Origin of the sequence: Mesorhizobium sp. M0018, from assembly GCF_040323955.1 — a bacterium.
Taxonomy (GTDB): Bacteria; Pseudomonadota; Alphaproteobacteria; order Rhizobiales; family Rhizobiaceae; genus Mesorhizobium.
Genome location: NZ_JAMYVL010000021.1, coordinates 84,296 through 106,925 on the forward strand (window position 1 = coordinate 84,296; position 22,630 = coordinate 106,925).

31 protein-coding genes are annotated in these 22,630 nt (G+C 62.7%); 6 read left to right on the plus strand and 25 right to left on the minus strand.

The genetic code is table 11. From position 1 onward, the window contains the following. Positions 1-31 precede the first annotated feature (31 nt). The 4 genes from NKJ81_RS25085 to NKJ81_RS25100 are packed head-to-tail and all read right to left on the minus strand — an operon-like array spanning position 32 to position 2,569. The gene (locus NKJ81_RS25085) at positions 32-370 is read right to left on the minus strand and encodes a hypothetical protein (RefSeq protein WP_352473427.1); all 339 of its coding nucleotides are present in this window, start codon (positions 368-370) and stop codon (positions 32-34) included. Continuing rightward, a complete protein-coding gene (locus NKJ81_RS25090) occupies positions 370-732 on the minus strand; it encodes a hypothetical protein (RefSeq protein ID WP_352473428.1) in 363 nt (120 codons plus the stop codon). Before NKJ81_RS25090 ends, NKJ81_RS25085 begins: the two co-directional genes overlap by 1 nt. Continuing rightward, the gene (locus tag NKJ81_RS25095; RefSeq protein ID WP_352473429.1) at positions 732-1,952 is read right to left on the minus strand and encodes an NRAMP family divalent metal transporter; all 1,221 of its coding nucleotides are present in this window, start codon (positions 1,950-1,952) and stop codon (positions 732-734) included. The genes NKJ81_RS25090 and NKJ81_RS25095 overlap by 1 nt, the downstream gene beginning before the upstream one ends. Beyond that, positions 1,949-2,569 carry a hypothetical protein gene (locus tag NKJ81_RS25100; RefSeq protein ID WP_352473430.1) on the minus strand — a complete coding sequence of 207 codons (621 nt, stop codon included), beginning with the start codon at positions 2,567-2,569 and terminating at the stop codon, positions 1,949-1,951. The genes NKJ81_RS25095 and NKJ81_RS25100 overlap by 4 nt, the downstream gene beginning before the upstream one ends. Between NKJ81_RS25100 and NKJ81_RS25105 the strand changes: the two genes are divergently transcribed. Genes NKJ81_RS25105 through NKJ81_RS25115 form a run of 3 tightly spaced genes read left to right on the plus strand, consistent with a single transcriptional unit; the run spans position 2,568 to position 3,114 of the window. Further along, positions 2,568-2,783, plus strand: a complete 216-nt coding sequence (locus NKJ81_RS25105) for a DUF2934 domain-containing protein (RefSeq protein ID WP_023676165.1) — start codon at positions 2,568-2,570, stop codon at positions 2,781-2,783. The genes NKJ81_RS25100 and NKJ81_RS25105 overlap by 2 nt on opposite strands. Before the next feature lie 5 nt (positions 2,784-2,788). After that, positions 2,789-2,917: a hypothetical protein gene (locus NKJ81_RS25110; protein WP_280952094.1), complete on the plus strand. Its 129-nt coding sequence runs from the start codon at positions 2,789-2,791 to the stop codon at positions 2,915-2,917. Between the two features lie 8 nt (positions 2,918-2,925). Then, entirely contained in the window at positions 2,926-3,114 is a 189-nt protein-coding gene (locus tag NKJ81_RS25115) for a hypothetical protein (protein WP_352473431.1), read from the plus strand. Here the strand turns inward: NKJ81_RS25115 and NKJ81_RS25120 are convergent. The 6 genes from NKJ81_RS25120 to NKJ81_RS25145 form a co-directional block, all read right to left on the minus strand. Next, positions 3,100-3,861 (minus strand): GntR family transcriptional regulator, encoded by a 762-nt coding sequence (locus NKJ81_RS25120; protein WP_352473432.1) that lies wholly within the window; start codon positions 3,859-3,861, stop codon positions 3,100-3,102. The genes NKJ81_RS25115 and NKJ81_RS25120 overlap by 15 nt on opposite strands. A 70-nt stretch (positions 3,862-3,931) precedes the next feature. Next, positions 3,932-4,714: an SDR family NAD(P)-dependent oxidoreductase gene (locus NKJ81_RS25125; RefSeq protein WP_352451506.1), complete on the minus strand. Its 783-nt coding sequence runs from the start codon at positions 4,712-4,714 to the stop codon at positions 3,932-3,934. Positions 4,715-4,813: 99 nt separating this feature from the next. After that, positions 4,814-5,728 carry a PfkB family carbohydrate kinase gene (locus tag NKJ81_RS25130; protein WP_352473433.1) on the minus strand — a complete coding sequence of 305 codons (915 nt, stop codon included), beginning with the start codon at positions 5,726-5,728 and terminating at the stop codon, positions 4,814-4,816. Next, positions 5,725-6,924: a mannonate dehydratase gene (gene uxuA / locus NKJ81_RS25135; RefSeq protein WP_352473434.1), complete on the minus strand. Its 1,200-nt coding sequence runs from the start codon at positions 6,922-6,924 to the stop codon at positions 5,725-5,727. Before uxuA ends, NKJ81_RS25130 begins: the two co-directional genes overlap by 4 nt. Before the next feature lie 154 nt (positions 6,925-7,078). Beyond that, positions 7,079-7,738 carry a ThuA domain-containing protein gene (locus NKJ81_RS25140; protein WP_352473436.1) on the minus strand — a complete coding sequence of 220 codons (660 nt, stop codon included), beginning with the start codon at positions 7,736-7,738 and terminating at the stop codon, positions 7,079-7,081. A gap of 11 nt (positions 7,739-7,749) precedes the next feature. Next, the gene (locus tag NKJ81_RS25145; RefSeq protein ID WP_352542041.1) at positions 7,750-8,847 is read right to left on the minus strand and encodes a Gfo/Idh/MocA family protein; all 1,098 of its coding nucleotides are present in this window, start codon (positions 8,845-8,847) and stop codon (positions 7,750-7,752) included. 266 nt (positions 8,848-9,113) lie between these two features. Between NKJ81_RS25145 and NKJ81_RS25150 the strand changes: the two genes are divergently transcribed. After that, positions 9,114-10,022, plus strand: a complete 909-nt coding sequence (locus tag NKJ81_RS25150; RefSeq protein WP_352473438.1) for a dihydrodipicolinate synthase family protein — start codon at positions 9,114-9,116, stop codon at positions 10,020-10,022. Here NKJ81_RS25150 and NKJ81_RS25155 read toward each other — a convergent pair whose 3' ends face one another. From NKJ81_RS25155 to NKJ81_RS25180, 6 genes are all read right to left on the minus strand, one after another. Continuing rightward, positions 10,023-10,421 carry a DUF1801 domain-containing protein gene (locus NKJ81_RS25155; protein WP_352473485.1) on the minus strand — a complete coding sequence of 133 codons (399 nt, stop codon included), beginning with the start codon at positions 10,419-10,421 and terminating at the stop codon, positions 10,023-10,025. Positions 10,422-10,511: 90 nt separating this feature from the next. Further along, on the minus strand, positions 10,512-10,982 hold the full coding sequence (locus NKJ81_RS25160) for a DUF1801 domain-containing protein (RefSeq protein WP_352473439.1): 471 nt from the start codon (positions 10,980-10,982) through the stop codon (positions 10,512-10,514). 4 nt (positions 10,983-10,986) lie between these two features. Beyond that, positions 10,987-11,217, minus strand: a complete 231-nt coding sequence (locus NKJ81_RS25165) for a hypothetical protein (protein WP_352473441.1) — start codon at positions 11,215-11,217, stop codon at positions 10,987-10,989. Between the two features lie 87 nt (positions 11,218-11,304). Next, entirely contained in the window at positions 11,305-11,697 is a 393-nt protein-coding gene (locus NKJ81_RS25170) for a VOC family protein (RefSeq protein WP_352542042.1), read from the minus strand. A gap of 71 nt (positions 11,698-11,768) precedes the next feature. Beyond that, entirely contained in the window at positions 11,769-12,179 is a 411-nt protein-coding gene (locus NKJ81_RS25175) for an SRPBCC family protein (RefSeq protein ID WP_352473443.1), read from the minus strand. Next, on the minus strand, positions 12,176-12,499 hold the full coding sequence (locus NKJ81_RS25180; protein WP_023716560.1) for an ArsR/SmtB family transcription factor: 324 nt from the start codon (positions 12,497-12,499) through the stop codon (positions 12,176-12,178). Before NKJ81_RS25180 ends, NKJ81_RS25175 begins: the two co-directional genes overlap by 4 nt. 194 nt (positions 12,500-12,693) lie before the next feature. Here NKJ81_RS25180 and NKJ81_RS25185 point away from each other — a divergent pair, with 194 nt between their 5' ends. Beyond that, a complete protein-coding gene (locus NKJ81_RS25185; protein WP_352468031.1) occupies positions 12,694-12,936 on the plus strand; it encodes a type II toxin-antitoxin system Phd/YefM family antitoxin in 243 nt (80 codons plus the stop codon). Further along, positions 12,933-13,361: a type II toxin-antitoxin system VapC family toxin gene (locus NKJ81_RS25190; protein ID WP_352473444.1), complete on the plus strand. Its 429-nt coding sequence runs from the start codon at positions 12,933-12,935 to the stop codon at positions 13,359-13,361. Before NKJ81_RS25185 ends, NKJ81_RS25190 begins: the two co-directional genes overlap by 4 nt. Positions 13,362-13,643: 282 nt before the next feature. Here NKJ81_RS25190 and NKJ81_RS25195 read toward each other — a convergent pair whose 3' ends face one another. From NKJ81_RS25195 to NKJ81_RS25235, 9 genes are all read right to left on the minus strand, one after another. After that, positions 13,644-14,900, minus strand: coding sequence for an RNA polymerase sigma factor (locus NKJ81_RS25195; RefSeq protein WP_352473445.1), 1,257 nt, complete (start codon positions 14,898-14,900; stop codon positions 13,644-13,646). Between the two features lie 86 nt (positions 14,901-14,986). Beyond that, positions 14,987-15,388, minus strand: coding sequence for a YciI family protein (locus NKJ81_RS25200; RefSeq protein ID WP_051406115.1), 402 nt, complete (start codon positions 15,386-15,388; stop codon positions 14,987-14,989). 204 nt (positions 15,389-15,592) lie between these two features. After that, positions 15,593-16,375: an ABC transporter ATP-binding protein gene (locus NKJ81_RS25205; RefSeq protein WP_352451005.1), complete on the minus strand. Its 783-nt coding sequence runs from the start codon at positions 16,373-16,375 to the stop codon at positions 15,593-15,595. Between the two features lie 10 nt (positions 16,376-16,385). After that, positions 16,386-17,183 (minus strand): ABC transporter permease, encoded by a 798-nt coding sequence (locus NKJ81_RS25210; protein ID WP_352542052.1) that lies wholly within the window; start codon positions 17,181-17,183, stop codon positions 16,386-16,388. A gap of 97 nt (positions 17,184-17,280) precedes the next feature. Then, positions 17,281-18,282 (minus strand): ABC transporter substrate-binding protein, encoded by a 1,002-nt coding sequence (locus NKJ81_RS25215; RefSeq protein ID WP_502893732.1) that lies wholly within the window; start codon positions 18,280-18,282, stop codon positions 17,281-17,283. A 226-nt stretch (positions 18,283-18,508) separates the two neighbouring features. After that, positions 18,509-19,240 (minus strand): histidine utilization transcriptional repressor HutC, encoded by a 732-nt coding sequence (hutC, locus tag NKJ81_RS25220; protein WP_352542043.1) that lies wholly within the window; start codon positions 19,238-19,240, stop codon positions 18,509-18,511. Positions 19,241-19,271: 31 nt separating this feature from the next. Further along, the gene (locus NKJ81_RS25225; protein ID WP_352542053.1) at positions 19,272-20,294 is read right to left on the minus strand and encodes a zinc-dependent alcohol dehydrogenase; all 1,023 of its coding nucleotides are present in this window, start codon (positions 20,292-20,294) and stop codon (positions 19,272-19,274) included. Positions 20,295-20,309: 15 nt separating this feature from the next. Further along, positions 20,310-21,632, minus strand: coding sequence for a histidinol dehydrogenase (hisD, locus tag NKJ81_RS25230; protein WP_352542044.1), 1,323 nt, complete (start codon positions 21,630-21,632; stop codon positions 20,310-20,312). 80 nt (positions 21,633-21,712) lie between these two features. Further along, complete coding sequence (locus tag NKJ81_RS25235) at positions 21,713-22,486, minus strand: SDR family NAD(P)-dependent oxidoreductase (RefSeq protein ID WP_352451001.1); 774 nt, start codon at positions 22,484-22,486, stop codon at positions 21,713-21,715. Positions 22,487-22,630: the final 144 nt, after the last annotated feature.

The following is a 22,630-nucleotide window of genomic DNA, read 5'->3' on the forward strand; positions in this document are numbered from 1 at the left end:
ACCCCATTCTCCGACGGCGGGAAAGTATCGTTCATTCCGGTTTATCGCCCTCGATACTCCCCTTCATACCGGAAAGTTCTTCCGTCGTGCATAACAACCGCGGCCGCGCCGGATCGGAGATGTCGAGCTTGTCCCAAGGGATGCGGTACATGCTGTCGCGACTGCGCAGTCGAAAGACATTGAGGACCGCAATGCCGATGGCCGAAGCGGACAGACGCTCGAAGGCCGCGTAGATGCCGACATGGTACTCGGCAATCACCAGGTCGTCGCCATCCGATTCTGCGCGTATCTCCTCGATATGACCGATGCTTTTGCCGCGCTGCGAAAGCACATTCCTGCCAGCCAATTGCTCGAGATTGATAGTAGCCATCATCCAGCTCCCGGGATACGCCCAATGACATGATCGCGCAGCCAGTCCTGCCAGTCGAAAATCGCCGTTTCGCGGACGTCGATATCGAACTCGATGTCGACGCCGATGTCGCGCACCTTGTTCCAGGCGATGCGGTGCGGCTCGGCATGGCGCTTGCCGCCGAGCCTTGCCGCAAGCCGCGCCATCCAGCGCCCGGGCCGCTGGCCAAGCCGGCGCGCCAGCGTGATCGAGCCGAGCTCGACCGCAATGATTTTTGGCGGCTTGCCTGGCCTGAGTTCGGCCACCAGCCCGTCAACCTTGCCGATCTTGACCTGCTCGCGGTCGACCACTTGCTTGTCCAGGATGTCACGCAGCAAATCCATCACGTGCCTCCGAACATCTGCAAAGGAATGGTCACGATCGCGAGCAAGAAACCGAGCGCGATGATGAAGATAACCGCGGCATTCGCGATGATGCCATTGCGGTGCTCGCCGATATAACGCTCGTCGTTCAGCAGGAAGAGGAACGGCACCACGGTTAGCGGCAGGCTGGCGGCCGTCAGCGCCATGGAGAAGATGGTGAGCTTCAGCGGATCGAGACCCAGTGCGATCGGAATGGCGGCGAGAAACAGCGAGACCGTATACACGGTGCTGAAACCCGGGTCGTCGCGCGGTTTCAGGTTCTCGCCCCAGGTCCAGCCGAAACCCTGCGCCACAAGGTAGGCTTGCTGCAGGCCGATTTCGAGCGCGGCGCCGAAGCAGGCAATGCCTAGTGACGCAACGAACAGGACGAACCCCCAGAAACCGAAGATCTGAATCAGCATCAGCGGCAGTTGGTGGTAGTCGTCGACCTGCACTATGCCGTGTGCTGCCAGAACGAGCGCCGCCACAATCAGCACACCCATAGCGATTGTGCCGCCAAAACTCATGCCCAGGCCGGCAATCGCCCGATTGGCTCCGAGATAGCTCTTGTCCCACTCGTCCTCGATCGCTCCCGACGAATAGAACATGAACAGATAGGGCGAGATCGACGCACCAAGAATGCTGACTGCCATGAACCAGTAGTTGGCCGCGTCGTGATCCGGCAGTGTTGGCACGGCCCCGGCCGCGACCTGCCCCCAATCGGGCTTCAGCATGACGGCGCCAACCACGAAGCACAGCGTGACCAGCCCGAGGATCGCGACGCCTTTTTCGATGAATCCGAACGTGCCTTTCCAAAGGAACAGCCATGCCAGAAAAGCGACCGGCAGCGCCCACCACTGAAAGCCGATGCCGGTGGCGAGCTCGAGCGCAATCGCAACACCGCCGATTTCGGCTGCCATGACCAGGAAGTTAACCAGCAAAGTGGCGAGCAACGGCCACAGAAAGGCGTTGAAGCCAAACCGTTCCCGGATCCCGTCGGCGATGGTGTGATGACTAACTGCGGCGAAGCGTCCGGCCATTTCGACCAGGAAGATGATGCAGATCGTGCCCAGGACGACGGCCCATATCAGCTGAAACCTGAACGCGGCGCCGGCCTGAGCGGCGGTCGCCATTGATCCGACCTCAAGAAAGCCGCCAACGCTGGTGACGACGCCGAGCGATATTTCGAGCAGCTTCTTCATGATTTCGGCGCGAAATATTTCGCGTAGGACGTGCTCAGGTCGGCGGCGGCGGCCCGCAGATCCTGCTGCGCGTGTTCCACTTCCGAGCGGTTGCCGTTCTGCACGGCCGTCGCCGCGCGAATTACCGCTGCCGAAAGCCGTCCAACCGCCATCTTCAGACCGGCTTGGCCGCTGGACTCAGGCGACTTGCCGGACTGGATTTGCGCACCGGCATCGGCGAGCGCCTTGCCGGCCGATTGCAAAGTGCGCGACGTGTATTCCGACGGGGCTTCCCCAGCGATCCAGCTCTCCAGGACCAGCGATGCGGTCTGTGTGGCGGAAGCCGCGGTTTTCGACTGCTGCTCGACCTGGCCGGAAGGCGAGCATGCCGTCACTACAAATATTATCAGCAGCAAGCGCAGGCGGTCTGGTCGAGAACCGACGGCTGTAACGGCATTTACAATACGTGCTTGTAGCGTTGCTGCCACACGATTGTTCTCCCCGGCACCAGGCGACTTCGGCGCGAAGTTTGATCTAGAGCGCTGGGTGATCAGGTCAACTGAATCGCGATGAACGGCGCTGGCACCGCGGAACAAACCAGCGATCGCCGGATTAGGGGATGACGAGGCAAAGGCCATGGACAGGGAAGAGCGTATCAGGCAGCGAGCCCATGAGATCTGGGAGCGCGAAGGCCGTCCGCAAGGACGCGAGCGCGAGCATTGGGATCAGGCCGTGCAGGAGATCGAAGCTGAGGGTTCCGAGGCCGAACGCGGCCCGGTCGTGCCCGATCCAACGGTCGAGGCCGGCTCCGATCCGGAGGCACGCGGCAGCAAGCGGCGGCGAGGGACATGAGGCCGATGCCTCGTTTCGTCGCCTGGATCGTGGTCGTACTGGTCGTGCTGTTCGCCGCCTGGCTGATGATCGGGCGCGACAGAACCGGCGGCGGAGGTCAGCCCACGCCGCACGCAATTGATCAAAATGGATAGGAACCGACATGACGGGAACCGATACTCATCCTGAACAAGACCCGGCGGAAGGATCGCGATCGATAGTGGAAAAGCAGCTCCGCAACGAGCAAGGCGGTGAGGGTCAAAATCGCAAAGCCGAGCCAGCTTCCGACACATCCGGCAGCAAGACCAAGACACCTTCGGAAGCGCGCAAGAAAGGCTCAGGCTTGGATTGAGCCGGCCGAAAGCGGGCTCACACTGCCGTTTGCCTCGAAATAATAGGGATAGCGCTCCTGGACGATTTCGAGCACCTCGAAGATGCGGCGAAGATGCGTTCGCATCGCCTCTTCCGCCGCAAGCGCGTCGGCCTGCTCGAGCGTATCGACAATCCGCCGATGTTGGCCGAGAACCACCGACATGCTGTCGAGGCGCGGGAAAGACAGGAAACGGAAGCGGTCCATGTGCAGCTTCGCCGCGCTGATGTCGGCCCAGATTCCGGGGAAGCCGGCATGGCTGGCGATGTGCTGGTGGAACAGCTCGTCCGACTTGAAAAAGCGCCTGTCGTCCGCGATGGAGGCGAACGTCTCCTGGACCGCCAGTTCGCCTTTGAGCATGGCGAGCAGTTCGGCGCGACGCGGGCTCTCGACCGCGCGCTTGATCAGGCCGACTTCGAGCGCTTCGCGCAGAAACTGCGATTTCTCGAGATCGGCAATCCGGAGCGGCGCCACCATGCTGCCGCGCTGCGGATAAATGTCGATCAAGCCAAGACCGGCCAGCCGGGCGAGCGCCTCCCTGACCGGCGTGCGGCTCACGCCGAGGGCTTCCGACATCGCCTTTTCAGAAATCAGCTCGTGCGGCTTCAGGCGGAAGGTCAGGATCTGGTCGAGCAAAACCTCGAACGTCCTAGCCGCGACTGAAGCGCCGGGGGCGGTTTCGTCGAGCCGCCCCTCGGTGATGGTCCGCGTTCCCAAAAGCCGTGCCATCGGCGACCCCTTATAGGCTCTGCAGCTTCAAGCCGTTCATGAAATGCCTGCGCAAGCAGCAGCGCCGACGTTATTCCTTGCGCGGAGAACCGCCGATGCGCGCCAGCAGGCCGCCATCGACGCGTACGACCTCGCCGGTGACGAAGGAGGCATCGTCGGACAGCAGGAAGGCGACGACTGCGGCAATCTCTTGCGGCTGGGCGGTACGGCCGAGCGGATGCATGTTGTCGAGGATGCGCAGGATCTCGTCGGGCTTATCGTTGAGCTTGACCGCATCCCGCAGCATCGGCGTGTCGACGGCGCCCGGAGCGACGGCATTGACGCGCACACCGAGCGGCGCATAATCGACGGCCATCGATTTGACCAGCCCGATCAGGCCGTGCTTGGCCGTGCTGTAGGCCAGAACCCCTTCCTGGCTGGCCAGACCCTGCACCGAGCTCATATGGACGATGGCGCCGCGGCTTTGCCGCAGCAGCGGCATCGCCGCGCGGGAGAGCAGGTAGGCAGCCTTGAGGTTGACGTTCATCACCTCGTCCCAAAGCGCCTCGTCCGTGGTCTCCACCGTTCCGTAACGCTGGATGCCGGCATTGTGGGAGAGCATGTCGAGCCCGCCGAACGCGGATCGGGCAAGCTCGACGGCGCGGCCACAGGCTTCAGTGTCGGCGGTCGAGCCAAGCACGGTGTGCACGGTCACGCCGCGCGCCGAAAGCTGCGCCGCGACGTCATCCAGCTGATCGCCCGCCCGGTCGAACAGAATCAGGTCGACGCCTTGCCCGGCCAGCCTTTCGGCGACAGCACGGCCGATGCCCATGGCCGCCCCCGTGACCAGTGCGCGTTTTTTGAACTCAGCCATTTATTCTCCCTCGAACAGTTGCGCAGCGACTGCCATGGTAGTCGATCGGCGCCACTTGACGTGCCCTTCTTTGCCGAACCGGCCCAACCGTGTTCGGCGTCATGTCGATCCTTGCATGAAAGCCAGCGTTTCCGCGCGCGTCGGTGCGCCAAGACGTCCGCCAAAGCGCAGGCACTTTAGCGCGGCGGCGGCGCTGGCCACTGCTACCGCCCGCTCTTCGTCCCAACCTTCGGCCAGACCGAGAGCGAAGGTGCCGTGAAACACGTCGCCTGCCGCCAGGGTGTCGACGGCTTCGACCCGCGGCGACGGCAGATGACGGACATCATTGCCGCCCGGGTGCCGGAACGCGGTGCCGTTCGCCCCATCGGTGACCGCCACGAAGGCGCCGGTCCGTTCGCCGAGAATGGCGACGGCGGAACCGGCGGAAACCTCTGGACCGCAAAGGATGCGTGCCGCCGGCAGCGAAGCAACGACATGCGAGGCGAGCGGCAGTAGCCGGTCGAGCACCGGTCGCGACGCGACATCGGCGTCAAGGATCGCCGGGATGCCGCACTCGCGAGCCTTCGCCAGCGCCAGGGCCGCGGCTCCGGGCCAGCGGACATCAACCAGCACGGCGTCGAAGCGGGAAAAATCCGCGGGCGGAAGACGGTCAGGATCGGCTTGCGTGATTGCATCGTAGAAGGGCACAATCATACGCTCGCCGGCGGCATCGACCAGGATCGTGGCAATGGCCGAGCGACCGCCTTCAACCCTGCGCACCAGCGAACAGTCGACCCGCTCCGCCTCCATCTGGCCGATGACATCGCGGCCGACAGCATCGTCGCCGACGCTTGCCCATAGCCAGACCTGCCCGCCCTGGCGGCTGGCTGACGCGGCGGCGCTTGCCGCCATCCCGGCCGCGATCTGCACGGCCTCGCTCGGCAGGAACTTGCCGGCGCCGGAGGGCAGGACATCGAGGCGCAAGATCGTGTCGTAGGTGAGCGCGCCGACGCAGAGCAGGCGGGGCGCCGTCATTGCAGCCGGTAGCCGCGCTGATGGGCAATCGCTGTCATCACGCCTCTCAATTCGGCAAGGCCGCGAAGACGGCCGATCACGGGGTAGCCGGGATGGGTGTGCCGCGCGGCGTCATCAATCAGCTCGTGGCCATGATCCGGGCGAAACGGCAGCAGCGCCGCCGGTTCACCGGCATCGCGGCGGCGTTGCTGCTCGTCGAGCAAGATCGAGACCACCGAGACCATGTCGACATCGCCGCTCAGATGCTCGGATTCCATGAACGAGCCGTCCGGGTCCATGCTGACATTGCGCAGATGCACGAAGTTTATCTTGTGCGCAAAGCGCCTGGCGATGGCGGGCACGTCATTGGCCGGGTTGGCGCCCAGCGACCCGGTGCACAAGGTGAGGCCGCTATGGGCCGATGGCACGGCGTCCAGGATAAGGGCGATGTCGTCGGCGTTCTTGACGATCCGGCACAGGCCGACGAGATCGCGCGGCGGATCGTCCGGGTGGATCGCCAACGTGACGCCCGCCTCTTCGGCCGCCGGCAGCACGTTTTCGAGAAAACGGACGAGGTTCTCGCGCAGCCGGTCGTGCGACAGGCCCGACTGCTCGGCCACCACTTCGCGCAATTCTGCTATGTCGTAGCGTTTGAAGGCGCCCGGCAGGCCGGCCATGATGTTGGCGAGCAGACGCTCTTTTGACGTATCCGGCGTCGTCTCGAACCATTCGCTCGCCCGCTGGAGAACATCGGACGCATAGTCGCGCTCCGATCCCTTGCGCTGCAGCATGTAGCAATCGAACGCGGCAAGCTCGTGCATGTTCATGCGGAGCGCCCGTCCGCCGCCCGGCAGCGGCGCAGCCAGGTCGGTCCGGGTCCAGTCGAGGATCAGCATGAAGTTGTAGCAGACCGTGCGCACACCGCAGGCGCCGAGATTGCGTAAGGTCTGCCTGAAATTGTCGTAGAGCCGGTCGAGATCGCCGCGGCCGAGCTTGATGTCCTCGTGCACGGGCACACTCTCGACGACGCTCCATTTCAGGCCCATCGCCGGATCCGCTTCGATAAGCGCCTGGCGCTGCCTGATGGCGTCGATCGGCCAGACTTCGCCGTAAGGGATGTCGTGCAGTGCCGTCACGATGCCGGTCGCGCCGGCCTGCCTGGCATGGGCAAGCGTTGCTGCGTCGCTCGGCCCAAACCATCGCCACGTCTGCTCCATTCGACCTCCAGCTGCGGAATTTCTCGATGAGGACCGCTGATGTATTGGATACTACCATGGCAGTCAATTGCTTGCCGCAGCCCAGTGCCTGTGTCTGCGTTCGGGCCGCCCCCTATGAGAGATTACAACGGTACGTGGCGTTCAGATTGAACGGCTATGCAAGGTCCGAGTTTCGGCTGGCCCAAATCGCGCCGCGTTCGAACATCGTGCGCATTTGCGGCACGGCGAACTCGTCGGCGGTGTGGCCGAGCGCGCTGTAGAAGACGCGGCCCTTGCCGTAGCGGCGCTTCCAGACGACCGGCATGACGACGCCGGCGATGAAATCGAGATGCTCGCCGGTGAAAGTAGTCGTCGCCAGCACCTCGTTGGTCGGATCGACATGCATGTAATACTGCTCTGAACGGTAGGCGAAGCCGTCGATGCCCTGCATGACCGGATCGTCTGGCCTGGTGATGTCGACGTGATAGTCGATGATGTTGCCGGGATGGGCGACCCACTGGCCGCCGGTCATGAACTGGTATTCCGGCTCGTTGCGGAAGCTGTCGCACATGGTGCCGTGAAAGCCCGCAAGGCCGGTGCCGGCCCTGACGGCGCTGGTCAGGTTTTGCAGCTCCGGCTTTTCGATCGTCGACATGGTGATCACCGGGACAATGAGATCGAGCATGCCCAGCTGCGGATCGGCAAGCGCCGAAGTCCCCTGCTCCAGCTGCACGTCGAAGCCGTTGCCGGCCAGCATCTCCTTGACGATTTCGGCGCTCCGGGCCGGGGTGTGACCTTCCCAGCCGCCCCAGAAAATCAGTGCCGTCTTGCTCATCGCATTATTCCCTATTCCAGAATTCCGAAAGGCAGGTCGGCCTGCATCGGCGCCGGCCGGGCGCAGCCATATCTCAGGTCGATACGCTGGCCTATCTCTGCTGAAGAGATGATCGATTCCATGATTTCCAGGACATGGAGGGAAAGATCGAGACTGGCGCGGTGTTGCCTGCCCGAGACGATCGCCTGCGCCATGTCGGCAAGGCCGAGGCCCCGGTAATTGCCGTCGCCATAGGAATGGATCTGATCGGCCACCGTCCAGTCGCCCTTGCACTGGCTGGTCCTGATGTCGCCCTGGAACTGGTTGGGATCGGAGACGATCATCGAGCCCGTGGTTCCGTAAAGTTCGATGTGATTGTGTTCATGCTTCCAGACGTCGAAGCTGGTGGTGATCGAGACCGCGGCGCCATTCTCGAATGCGAGCAGGCCGGAAATATGGGTCGGCACCTCGACCCGGATGGTCTCGCCCTGGCGCGGTCCAGAACCGATGGTGCGGGTGGCGTAGGATGACTTCGCCTGCCCGGTCACGGATTTTACCGGACCCAGGAGATTGACCAGGCAGGTCAGGTAGTACGGTCCCATGTCGAGCATCGGCCCGCCGCCGGGCTGATAGTAGAAATCCGGATTGGGATGCCAGAGCTCGTGGCCGGGCACCTGCATGAAGGCAGAGCCGGCGACAATGGTCCCGACCGTATCCTTATCGACCAGCCGCCGCGCCGTTTGGTGGGAGCCGCCAAGAAAGGTGTCGGGTGCACAGCCGACGCGCACGCCCTTTTCGCGCGCGGCCGCGACCAGCCGCTCGGCGTCGCTGAGCGTCGTTGCCAGCGGCTTCTCGGAATAGACGTGCTTGCCTTGCCCGACAGCCTGCAGGCCGACCGGCACATGATGCTGCGGCGTCGTCAGGTTGAGCACGATCTCGACGCGCGGATCGGCCAACAGCGCGTCGACCGGCATGGCAGCCAGGGCGTAGGTCGCTACCTTGGCCTCGGCCGCCGTCCGGTTGACGTCGGCGACGCCGACAATGTCGAGCACCGGGAATTGTGGCGATGCCTTCAGATAGGCATCCGAAATGTTGCCGCAGCCGATAATGCCGACGCCGATGCTGCGCATGGGCTTCTCCTCAAAAGGCGGCATTGATGAAACAGCAGAACTCGTTTGTCACCCCCCTTTCGGCCGGACGAGGTTATCCCGTGACAAGGATATACCTCGAGAGCCTCAGAACCGCCGCCCGATCACAATCGCGCGCCTATGCGCGAGCGGCTTGATTTCGAGGTCGAACGGCCGGTACTCAGCAACACTGCCTCATGTAGCTTGCTCGACATTTCTGATGCCCGGCTTTGAGCACAGCACAGATTTTCACCCGTAGAAGGACGCACATGATCCGCCCACAAGGAACCATCGCACCGATCCTGACGCCGTTCGAAAACGACGGCCGCATTGCCCGCGACCTCTGGATATCACACGCCAAGTGGGTGCTGGATCAGGGAGCGCATTTCCTGTCGCCGTTCGGCACCACGGGCGAGGCGTTGTCCGTCTCGTTGCGCGAGCGCATGCAAGCGCTGGAGTGGCTGGTCGAGGCCGGCATTTCGCCAAGCCATCTGATGCCCGGCACCGGTGTCACAGCACTTGCCGAGACCGTCGAGCTGACGGCGCATGCCGTCGGGCTCGGCTGTGCCGGGGTGATGGTGCTGCCGTCGTTCTTCTATACGGCCGCCGGCGACAACGGACAGGCCCGCTACTATGGCGAGCTGATCGAACGGGTGGCGAACCCGGCGATGAGGATGATCCTCTACCACATTCCGCAGAATTCCGGCGTACCGGTGAGCCCGGCGCTGACCGCCCGCTTGAGCCAAGCGTTTCCGGATGTCGTGGTGGCTTACAAGGACAGCGCCGGCGATTGGAACAACACCGTGGCGGTCATTGCGGCAGCTCCAGGGGTCGCGGTGTTCCCGAGTTCGGAAGCACAGCTGACGAAAGGCCTCGCCAACGGTGCTGCGGGCTGCATCTCGGCGACGGTCAATCTGAATGCCGCAGCGATCCGGGCCCTCTACGACGCAGCGCTGGCGGGAGAGGACATTACTGACGCGGATGCCGCCATTAAGGCGTTCCGCAAAATCATCCAGGACGCCGGCCTCATCTCCGCGATGAAGGCAGTGCTGGCGGTACGGTCCGGCGACAGACGCTGGCTGAACCTGCGCGCGCCGCATGAGAACGCGACGCAAGCCACCGGCGAAGCTTTGCTCGCCGCTCTCGGCCCGCTAGCCGACCATATCGGCCGGAGCTGACTATCGGGCCGTGTTCAGGGCGGCAGCAGCGCGTATCAGCGCCTTGAACGCATTCTCATCTATGTCTTCGCCCTCACGGATATCGATGGCGCGCCTGGTGTTGCCTTCGAGACTGGAGTTGAACAGGCCTGAAGGATCCTGCAGGGAGGCGCCCTTTGCGAAGGTCACCTTCACGACGTTCTTGTAGGTCTCGCCGGTGCAGATTATTCCGGCGTGCGACCACACCGGAACGCCTCGCCACTTCCACTCCTCGACCACTTCCGGGTCGGCCTGCTTGACGAGAGCACGGACATGGGAAAGCGTCTTGCCTCGCCAATCGCCCAGCTCACTGATCCTCGCATCTATCAGCTGAGAGGGAGAGCTCTCTGCATTTCCTTCCATAGAGCCACTCTTCATCATCATTGTCACTTTCCCTAGGGTTGTTGCCGCTCGCCCGTCACATGAATACCGCTAGTCGGCACCGGGTTTGCGGGATGACTCGCATTCCACTCACATTCGCTCGCCAGGCAACTGGCTGGCTTGCTTTACCCAGCCGGTGAGTTGAGCTTCGTCGAGCTGGTCGTCCTCGCGGATGTCGAGGTAGCGCACGTCCTTGTGCTTGGACTCGCCTGGAGGGACAGGATGCAGCGACGTGCCGCGGAAGAAAGCCAGCTTGATGTACTTTGTGAAGCAATGGAAGTTGAGGAACCAGCCTTGACCCTCTACGCCATAGAAGGGCGAGTTCCATTTGACGGCCTTGCGCAGGTTGGGAACGTTGCGCTCGATGAGTGCGTCGAGGCGGCGTCCGACGTCGCGTTTCCAGCCCGGCATGGCCGCGATGTAGGCCTGCACGGGAGCGTCACCATCACCCTTCGGGATCTGCGGGTTGCCGCCTGCGAGGAGGACCGGCTTGGCGGCTGCAGGCTTGGCGGCGGGCTTCTTCGCGACCGCCGCTGACTTGATGGACGTCTTGTCGGCCATGCGTTCACTCCAATGCGCCGGTGCCCCCTGCGTTGCGCCACTTGGGAGCGTAAGGCAGCACGAACATGTACAGCCCGGTAAGCAGGAGCAAGCCGAGTGGAAACAGCGGCAAGAGGTATACCCAGTAGGCGGGTTCCTTGCCTACTCCCAGGCTGATGAAGATGGCGGCGACGACCGTCGCAAAGATAATCGATAGCCAGCGGTGGATCTGCCGAACCCATTTGTTCCAATCCATTGAGACCTCCTCTGAAGACGAACCGAAGCGGATCGGGCAGCCCGTTTGGCGACTCCCGCCGGGCAGCCACGCCACTGAACGCATGCTTTACCAGCGCGCCAGTTGGGTGATTTGAACGAGATTGCCGCAGTTGTCGTTCAGCTGGGCGATGGTCGAGCCGGTTACTTCGGTCGGCGGCATCGTGAACTCGGCGCCGCGCGCTTTGATGCGCTCGTAGTCGCCCTTGACGTTATCGGTGAAGAACATGACCGCGGGCTGGCCCTGCTGGAAAATGGCTTGCTGGTAGGTCTTTGCAGCGGGGTTGTCATTGAGCGCGAGTTGCAGCTCGGCACTGTCCGGCTCGTCGCGTGATGCGACGGTCAGCCAGCGAAACGGCCCATTGCTGAAATCGGCCTTCTTGGTAAAGCCGAGCGTTTCGGTGTAAAAGCCCAGTGCCTTTTTCTGGTCGTCCACGTATACTTTGGCCAACTTGATCTTCATTGGCTTGCCTCCATTATCGCCTCGTGATGTCGCTCTGTAACAGAGCCCTTGCCTGGATAGCCCAGCGGATCTCAGTCCGTCCGCGCCAGAACCTGCTCCAGATCGTCAAAGAACCTCGGCCAGCCGACTTTGGCACCCCGGAAGTAAGGCTGCTGATCCGGCCGGAAGCCCGACTGTTCCATGCGCAAGCGGGCTCCGGTGCTCGTGGGGGTGAGGGTCCAGGAGACGACACTCTTGAGATCCTTGGTATCCCACGTGTAAGTCAGTGTTCTGTTCGGCTCGACCGTCTGCACCTGACATTCGACAGCGCCCCAGTCTGCGTGAAGATTGAAACGGTGGTCCGCGACAGGTTTGAAGTCATTTTTCATGAGCCACTCCTCGATCAAGTGTGGTTGCGTGAGCGCGCGCCAGATCTTCTCGGGCGGATAAGCGATTTCCCGTTCGACAACGACGGAGAGCGTTTCGGTCGACGTTCGGTTCACTGGTCCATCCTTTTGAGCAGGTCTTCGAGGTCGTCGAACCGGCTCTGCCAGAACCCGGTCATCTGGCTTGTCCAGTCGATCAGGGGGGCAAGCGCAGCAAGCTGCGCGCTATAATGGGTCTGTCGCCCTGCATGGCGGTCGCGCACGAGCCCGGCCTGCCTCAAAACGCCGAGATGTTTTGACACGGCCGGTTGCGAGATCCCGGCCTGAGCCGTCAGAGCCCCGACCGTCTGCTCTCCTTCGCGACACAGCCGCTCAAAAATAGCGCGCCGAGTCGGATCGGCAAGCGTTCTGAAGAGTACATCGTGAGCGTTTGGCATTGGGATCGATAACCCTTCGGCTATTGATCGATGTATAACCACCGGGATATGTGTGAGTCAAGCGGGAAGCGGCATAATTCTCGTTGCAGGTCACCTGCTTCGCTCACGCAGCCAGTTGCCTATTCGCCGTGCTCTGCACTGGAATTGTCACGCGTTTATATGCTATATGACCATCTACATGGTCAGGAGCTGAGATGGACGCGGTCAATTTGGCGGACGCCAAGGCACATCTGAGTGAGCTCGTCGACCGGGTCGAGGCTGGAGACTCGATCGACATAACCCGGCGTGGCAAGCCGGTCGCCAGGCTCACGGCCGTGGCCCGCCCTCGCAAACGGATCGACGCCGTCCTGCTCCAATCCCTGACCGCAACCATGCCTCTGCAGGCTCAGGCTGCCGCCGATCTGGTGCGATCGATGCGAGATGGCGATCGCTATTGACGTCCTATCTCGATACTTCGCTGATCATCGCGGCGCTATCCAACAAAGCCATGACCGCGCGCGTTCAGGGCTGGCTGGCGGAGCAGGACCCAGCGCAACTTGTGATCAGCGACTGGACCATCACCGAGATGTCCTCCGCCATGGCGATCAAGCTTCGGACCGGACAGATCGACCTGGAGCAACGCGCGGCAGCGCTCGCGATGTTCAATAGGCTTGTCGCTGAGAGCTTCACCGTGCTGCCGGTGACGGGCGGGCATTTTCGGGTCGCCGCGAAATTCGCCGATCAGCATATCCTCGGGCTTCGTGCTGGCGACGCCCTGCACCTCGCGACGGCATCGGAGCATGGCGCCACGGTGTGGACCCTCGACCAGCGACTCGCCGAGGCAGGACCGATTCTCGGCGTGCCGACGCAGTTGCTGGCATGATCGAGGCCCTCTCCTCCAAAATGAATAAACCGATTGAGGCTCGCCGAGCGGTACGGCCTTTCCACCTATGAAGCGATGATCGCCTCCGCGGCGGTTCACGCTGGCTGCGATACACTCTGGTCAGAGGACATGCAGCACGGAATGGCGCTCGACGAAGGCTTGCGCATCGTTAATCCCTTTCGCGTTGCGAGCTGATCACGCTCATTGAAGGGGGCTGGCCGGGAGCGAACTGGCGGCTTTCGATGTTGCCGAGCGGCGCGTCGGGCACGGAGAGCGATGCTGTCAACCACAAGCGTCTGCGCGGGCGAGGAGAAAGGCCGCTTCGCGCACGTTGCGGGTGAGCTTGGCCGCAGCCTCGAATTCGGCGCGGGCCTCGGCCAGCCGGCCGGCCCGAAACAGAAAATCGCCCCTCGCCGCCGGCAATGGCGCATAATTGCGCAAGGCGGCGGCGTCGGCAATCTCGTCTACCAGCCGCAGGCCCGCTTCGGGCCCGAAGGCCATGCTGTGGGCGACCGCTCGATTGAGATCGACCACCGGCGAGGGCATCACTGCACGCAGCCGGTCGTAGAGCGCTGCGATGCGGGGCCAGTCGGTGTCGGCCGGACTGCGCGCCCGCGCGTGACAGGCTGCAAGCGCGGCCTGCAACACATAGGGGCCATCGCCCCCGAGGGCTTCGGCACGGGCCAGCGCGTCAAGGCCTCGGCGGATCAGCAGCTGGTCCCAGCGCGCGCGGTTTTGCTCGGTCAGGGTCAAGAGGGCGCCGTCCGGCCCGATGCGTGCCGGCAGGCGCGATGCCTGGATTTCCATCAGAGCCAGCAGGCCGAACACCTCGGCATCCTCGGCCATCAACCCCGCCAGCATGCGGCCGAGCCGTTGTGCCTCCAGGCACAGGCTCGGCCGGACAAGGTCGTCGCCTGCCGTGGCGGCATAGCCTTCATTGAAGATGAGATAGATGACCTCCAGCACCGAGGACAGACGCGCCGCACGCTCGGCGCCGCGCGGCACCTCGAAGCTGAGCCTGGCCTTTCCGATCGTCCGCTTTGCGCGGACGATGCGCTGGGCGATCGTCACCTCGCTCGACAGGAAAGCACGGGCGATCTCGTCCGTCGTCAGGCCGCCGATGACACGCAGCGTGAGGGCCGCGCGGGCGTCGGCCGAAAGTATGGGGTGGCAGGCTGTGAAGATGAGGCCCAGCAGTTCGTCGCCAAGATCGTTGTTCATGGCCATTTCGTTTCCCTCGGCCGTACCGTCGCACTCGCCGTCCAGCTCCCGCGCGATCTCCTCATGCTTGCGCTCGCGCATCTTGTCGCGACGAATCGCATCGATGGCGCGGTGTTTGGCGACTGTCATCAGCCAAGCGCCAGGATTGGCCGGAACGCCGGTCCTGGACCATTCGGATAGGGCTATGACGAGGGCGTCCTGCACCAGTTCCTCTGCAAGATCGACATTGCGCACGAGGCGGGCCAGGCCCGCGATGAGCCGGGCCCGTTCAATGCGAAAAATCGCCTCGATCGCCTGCTGCGTCTCGCCTGCCGTCATGCTGCCTTATCGGCCAAAGCCATAACGAAGGCAAAGCAGGTTGCGGCCGACAGGTTCAGTTGCCGCTGAGCTTCTCGCGCGTCCGGTCATGGATTTCCGTGACCTCCGGCGTCAGATTCCCATTGCCAATCAGCCATCTCGTACAGCGGCCGGATTTCAATCTCGCTCGGTCCCGGCATGGGATTGGGGCAGCGCTTCACCCAGGCGACCGCCTCGTCCATGTCCTTGACTTCCCAGAGCCAAAAGCCGGCGACCAGTTCGCGGGTCTCGGCGAAAGGGCCGTCGATGACCGTCCGGCGGGGGCCATCGAAGGCAACGCGCTTGCCCTGCGAGGAGGGCTTGAGGCCATCGGCGTCGAGCAAGATGCCGGCATTGCGCAGCTCGTCGTTAAACCTGCCCATCGCCTCCATCGCCTCCTTCGCCTCGGGCGTGGGGACAAAGCCCTTTTCGCTGTCCTCGGTAGCCTTCACGAGCACCATCACACGCATCGTCTGTCTCCTTGTTGAGCCGGACTCACCGGCCCGGCATCGAAACGACGAACGGAATTTAGGAAATCGACATTGTCCTGCAAATTTTTTTCGAGGTTGAGGAGAAGCCGCCGATCGCGGCTCCCCTGGTCAGGAATCGCGATGGCGCGATATCGAGATTGGGCGCAACGCTGGTCGCCGATTGTAAGTAATTGAGTGGCCCGCCTAAACCATTTCGGGACGTTTTGAGGCCTCGCGGATCGCCTTGTGCACGCTGCGCTGCAAATCCATGAAGGCCGGGGTTTCCATGACCTCTTCCCGGCGCGGGCGCTCGATGTCGACATTGAAGGTCTGCATGATGCGTCCTGGGCCGATCCCCATCACGACGATGCGGTCCGACAGGTAGACGGCTTCTTCCACATCATGGGTGACGAAGAGCACGGTGAGCCTGTGCTCCTCCCAGATCTGCGTCAGGAGTTCCTGCATCTGATGCCTGGTCAAGGCATCGAGCGCGCCAAAGGGCTCGTCCATCAGAAGCATTTTGGGTCGATAGGAAAGAGCACGCGCTATGGCCACCCGTTGCTTCATGCCGCCCGAAAGCTCAGACGGATAACGATTGGCGCTGTGAGGGAGCTTGACCAGATCGAGATGCTCGCGTGCTATCCTGCGGCAGGTCGCGCGATCATGACCCGCGGCCTTGAGGGCGAACTCGATGTTCTGCTGCGCCGTCAGCCAGGGAAGCAGGGTGTAGGACTGGAAGACGACGCCGCGGTCGAGGCCCGGCTGCAGGATCGGCGCGCCATCGATGGCAAGATCTCCCGCGTCGAAATCCTGCAGTCCGGCAACGATCGACAGCAGAGTGCTCTTGCCGCAACCCGACGTGCCCACCAGCGAGACGAACTCGTTGTCGGCAAGATCGAGATTGATATCGCGCAGCACTTCCGTGCGCCGCGCGCCCGTGCCGAAGCTCTTGTGGAGACCCTCGATCCGCAATTTGGGCAAACTCATCGGCCCGGCCTCATTGCACGTGGCCCTCCTGCCGGAACAGCACTTTTCCCAGTGCCTTCATGACCTGGTCGGTGATGAGGCCAAGCACGCCCAGCAGCAAGATGTAGCCGATGATGGTGTTTGTCTGGAAATAACGCTGGGACACGGTGATGCGGTAGCCGAGCCCTGATGTCGCCGCGACAAGTTCCGCCAACACCAGCCAGGTCCATGCCCAGCCGAGACTGATGCGCAACGTATCCCAGATGCCTGGCAAGGCGCTGGGAACCACGATGCGCGTCAGGATCCTGCGATCCGGCAGGCCGAGCGTCCTGCCAAGGCCGATGAAATCAGCGGGAACCCGCTTCACATTGTCCATGATCATCAGCACCTGCTGGAAGAAGGTGCCGATGAAGATGATCAGGAACTTCTGGGCATCGCCGGTCCCCGACCACAGGATGGAGAGGGGCACGAAAGCGACCACCGGCATGTAGCGGATGAAATCCACAAGCGGCTCGATCGCCGCTTCCCAAGTCCTGAAGCTGCCGATCAGCACGCCAATCGGAATCGCCAATGCCGAGGCGATGAGGAAGCCAACAGAAATACGGTATATTGAGGTCCTGAGATCCAGCCACAGCGTGCCGTCACCCGAGAGCTTGCCGAGCTGGGTCACCACGCTCCCCGGCGAGGGCAGGAAAATCGGCTTTACCAGCCCCAACCCCGTTGCCGCCCACCAGGCGAGGCCAAGGCCGGCAAAAACCGCCACTGCTATCATCAGGAAGCGCGAGCGTGCGATGGGCGCGCCTACCCCGCTGGAGGGGCGACGGCGCATCGGCTGTTTGATCACCTGCCCCGGCGCTGCGTGAGACGGGCTTGGCTTGGTCGCACGCTGCTCGGACATTTGCGTCACCACCGCGAGCCGGCCCTCGTCATTTCGCGGCCTTGACGAATGACGGGTCGATCATCTGCTCCGGCGTCACGTCCGCCTGAAGCAGCCCGGCGTTCTTGGCGGCTGCCTCGACATCGGCGAATGTCTTGGTGGAAAATTCGCCCGTCAGCGCATCCTTGTTTTCGGCGAGAGTATAGTAACGCACGCCATCAAAGGCGGTGTTGAGGTCTTCGACGCTCGAACCAACCGCCTTGGAGATGATCGCCCGGCCGTCGGGCGTGTCGGCATTGTAAGCCTTCAGGGCCGCATCCCAGGTTTTGATCATGGCAAGCACCTGGCCGGGACGCGACTTGATCACCTCATCGCGCACCACCAACACGTCACTGATCAGGCCGGGATCTTCGCCTGCGGTGAAGAGCAGCTTGACGTCCTTGTTCTGTGCCCTGGCCGCGGTGAGATAGGGCTCATAGGTAACCGCGACCGGGACCTGGCCGGCGATCAACGCACTGCCGGCATCCGCCGCCGGCATTGGAACCGGCTGGACATCGGCGATGGACATGCCGTTCTTGGCGAGCGCGTATTTGAGCAGGATGTCGCTCGTCGTGCCTTCCTCGAAAGCCACCTGTTTGCCCTTGAGGTCGGCGACGGAGGCGATGTCCTTGCCGGCGATCATGGCGTCCGCCGTCATGCTGACGTCGAGCAGAAGCACGATCTTCACCGGCAGGCCGGCCGCAACCATGCCCATAGCCGTGTGGGTCGCGATGTTGGCGGCATCGAGCTGGCCGCTCGCCAGGGCGGCGTTGATGTCCTTGTCCTCGGCGAAGTTCACGATCTGCACGTCGGACAGCCCGTTTGCCTTGAACAGACCCTTGGCTTCGGCGACGTGCCACTGGCCGTAGCCAAGCCATGGCTCGATGCCTATCTTGAATGTTCCTGCCTCAGGCGTCGCCGGAATTGTCGTGTCGGCCGCGTAGACCGCCGGGGCAAACCCGACGGCAGCAGCCATAACGAGTGCCCGAAATTGTCCTGCTAGGTTACGCATCATCTTGTTCCCCTTGATGATCAGGCCGCTTTTTTGAACCAAACATCCGGCCTGGTGAGAATGCGGGCTTCTGCTCTTGCGGCACCGTGCCTCGGCATCTTAGCTGTCCGTTCAACGAAAGTGCGACGACACTTCAACGTCAGCAACAGCGGATGTCAAGGCTAAATACATACATGCATATACAAGTTAGCCCCCCTCCTTCCGACTCTGATTCGCTTCACTGCGATCAGGTTTTTTTGGATGGAGAATATCGACTGCCAAGCGAGTAGCGGCTGCCAACGTAAGTCAGCTTGCTGATCGTGGCAACGACGGCGCCCGTCCATGTCCGGCGATGCAGAAACAGGCAGCAGCTGCCGACGTCGATGCCCAGATACCGCGCCGTCTCGGCATCGGCAGGGGTCGCCGAGATGATGTGCTCGACCTCCGTCACGGGGGTTTTCTGCATGAGGTAGTCGTAGGTCGCTGTCTTGGAAAAATCCTGCTTGTCATAGCCGGGTATCAGGCCCGGGTTCACGAAGCGCTCTTCCAGTTGCACAGGCAGGTCGTTCTCGAAGTTGACGACGATGGAATGATAGACCGACACGCGCTTTGCAAACTCAAACGAAAGCGCGAGCTCCTTTGTCGGCGTGATCTTTTCGAGGACGATAACCTCAGAGCGATGCCTGTTTCCCCGCGCGACAATTTCCGCCGCGATGTTGTTGATCTCGATCAGTGCGGATTGCGGTCGAGGCGGCGCGATGAATGTGCCGACGCCCTGGAGCCGGATCAGAAAACCCGCAGAGGTCAACTCCCGCAAGGCACGATGGACCGTCATCCGAGACACGCCGAGTGTCGCCACGAATTCATTTTCGGACGGCAGCTTGCGGTCCTTGCTCCATCGCCCCGTTCCGATATTCGTCAGGATGTAGTCCTTGACCTTCTCGTAAAGAGGGCTGGCGGTGTCGGGCAAAGTGATCATTACAAAAATCCTTTCCGGCAAGGTTCGGAAATCACACGCGCCCGGCAGACCGCATCCGGATGATTGTTTTCAAGCCATCGCCCTGTCCCGCCAACAACCGCTTATAGGCTGCGGGAACATCATCCAGGCCGATCTCCCGGTCGATCAGTTCGACCATGGGCTCGGTCAATTCGCCGAGCATCCGGATGGCGTCGGGAAGCTCATCGGCAAAGGCGTGGCATCCCAGCAATGCGATTTCGCGTTCAACCAGGATGTTGGGATCGATATCGAGGCGGCCGTGGAATATGCCGACCATCGCAACGGTGCCGCCGGCGTCGAGAACGCCGAGCAACTGGCCGAGTGCTGCGATGCTGCCGGTCGCTTCGACGGCAGCGAGCAAGGGGGCATCCGCGGTGGCGGCGGCGATGGCGTTCCGGTTCAAATCGACGATGCTGGCGCCGGTGACCCGCGCCACGCGGGCGCAGCGGCCCTGATTGCGGTCGGCGACGAGCACGGTACCTGCGAATGTCCGGGAAAGCAGCAGTGCGGCAAGCCCGCCAATGGTCCCGCAGCCGACGACAAGAACGGACCCGGCCGTTTTCGGCAGACGCCGCACTGCGTGCAACGCTACAGCCAGCGGCTCGGCCATCGCCGCGACCCGTTCGTCAAGCACGGCATTGACGATGTGCAGGAGGCGTGCGGGCAGGACCGCCTGTTCGGCAAATCCGCCGTCGCATATCTCGCCGACAAAGCCCAGCGACGTGCAAAGATGCCGCTTGCCTGCATGGCATTGCGCGCATTCTCCGCACCAGAAACGGGAATCGGCGACCACTCGGTCGCCAACACCGACGGTATCCACGCCCTCGCCGATGGCAATCACCGTGCCTGTCAGCTCATGGCCGGCCGTGGAAGGCGATCGGCTTATCCATTGGCCCGTGCGGAAGTTGTGGAGATCGGAACCGCAAATGCCTGCGGCATCGACCCTCAGCTTCACCCAGCCTGGCTCGGGAGCGCCTGGCGCGGCGATATCCTCGACGCGCAGGTCGCCGGGTCCATGGAGCCGCGCCGCCCTCATCGTCATCGTTTCCGCTCAGCCGGCGAGATAGCGATCGCGGATCTCCGAAACCGCGTTCTCATGCGAGCTGAATCCTTCGTAGCGGGCGAGCCTGCGGGCATGCAGGGCGAGTTCCGGATAGGCCGCCGAGGTCACATAGCCGACCGACGATCTCTTGACGAAATCCGTCACGGAAAGCGGTCCAAAGGTTCGCGCCCACCGGCTGGTCGGCAGCACCGCATTGGGTCCCAGGACGAAGTTGGCGAGGGTCACCGGCGTATGCGGACCCATGAGGATCTCGGCAGCTTCCGTGATACGTCCGAGATGCGCAAATGGCTCCGTTGACAGAATCTCGAGATGCTCCGGCGCATAATCGTTGATGAAGCGGTAGCTGTCCTCCAGCGACTCGGTCAGCACGATGCCGCCGCGCCTTCCAGTCAGCACCGCGCGCGAGAACTCCACACGCTGTTCGCTCATCCGGGACCAATGTTCCGGTATCGCAATCAATGCGGCTTCGGCGACCTTGCGGCTGTGCGTCACCAGGTAGGCCGAGGAATCCGGCCCGTGCTCGGCCTCGATCAACAGGTCAAGAGCAGCCAGGCCGCCGTCGACGCTGTGATCGGCAAAAATGATCGCTTCGGAAGGACCGGCGGGGAGACCTGTGTTGATGATCGGGGACAACACGCTCTTTGCCGCCACCACCCAGGGGCTCCCCGGCCCGACGATCTTGACGGCAGGCTTCACGGTCTCGGTCCCATAGGCGACGGCGGCGACCGCATGGGCGCCGCCGCACTTGTACACGGTCTCCACGCCGGCGATGCGGGCAGCAACCAGCGTCGCGGCGTCGACGGAACCATCCGAAGTCGCAGGCGTCACGATCGCGATCTGGGGAACCCCGGCAATCACCGCCGGAACCGAAGTCATCATCGTCACCGAGGGAAAGGCGCCTTTGCCGCGCGGCACATAAAGCGCAACGGAAGCAATCGGTGTGTATCGGTCGCCCGCATAGGCGCCCGGCCGAACTTCCTTGAGCCACATCGTTTCCGGGCGCTGCTCCTCGTGGAAATGCCGGATGTTCTCAATGCCGAACCGGATACTCTCCACGACATCCTTTTCGACCTTGTCGAATGCCGCGTCGAACTCCGCTTCCGAAACTTTCAGTCCACCGTCGGCAACATCGGCTTTGTCGAGTTCGCGTGCAAACCGGAGCAGTGCCGCGTCACCTTCATCCTTGACGGCCTGAATGATTGGACGGACCTTTTCGATGAAGGAAGACAGATCTCCTTCGGCGCGTTTCAGTAAACTGGCCCGCTGATCGACGCTGAGGGATGACAGGCGGTGGAAGCTGACGTCAGACATGGCGGCTCCTTTTGTTAGAACGCAATTACGATTAGCGCTTGTCGATCACTTCTGGGACACGTCTCCGGCCCCTGAAGCCTTCAAATCGATGCGAGAAAGCCTCCATCCACGGGAATGGACTGGCCGGTTATGTAGGCTGCCGCATCCGAAGCGAGGAACACCGCGATTCCGTGCAGGTCCGAGAGATCACCAAAACGGCGCTGCGGAATCTTGGCGAGCATCGATTGCTGCCACGCCTCGTTGCTGTAGAACACGTCTGTCATCGCTGTTCTGAAATAGCCAGGCGCAATGGCGTTGACCCGGATCCCGAGATCGGCCCACTCTGCAGCAAGCGCCCGCGTCATGCCGAGGAGGCCTGATTTCGACGAGCCGTACGGCACCGCCGTGGGAACCCCAACCTCGGAGGTCAGCGAGCAGAGATTGATAATGACGCCGGGCCGTCCGGCGTCTCTCATCTGCCGCGCGGCGGCTTGGGCGCAGAAGAAGGCGCCTTTGAGATTCGTATCGACAATCCGGTCCCACAAGGCCTCGTCGACATCGAGTGAAGGCCGGACCTCTTCCACCCCCGCATTGTTGACGAGAATATCGAGACCTCCGAGCAGGCTGCCGGCCTCGGCTGTCGCCGCCCGGCAGCGGTCGACATCGGTGACATCCAGGGCGATGGCATGCGCGACCCCGCCGGCGGTGCGGATGGCGGCCATCGTCTTCTCGAGCGAGGCCACGCTGCGCGCTGTGACCGCGACGTCGGCGCCGGCCGCGCTGAGCGCCTCGGCGATGCTGCGCCCGATGCCACGGCTTGCGCCGGTTACAAGCGCCTTCCTGCCTGACAGATCGAAGAGAGATGCGTTGCGCATGTCATCGTCCTTGGTAATGTCGCGCTTGGACCGATCGCGTCGAGACTATCCGAATGCAGCTTATCTATACAAGCATGTACATCATGGCCGTAGTGCGCCATGCGGAACTCTGCTTGTCAGAGCGGCAGCGCATTGGCCGACATC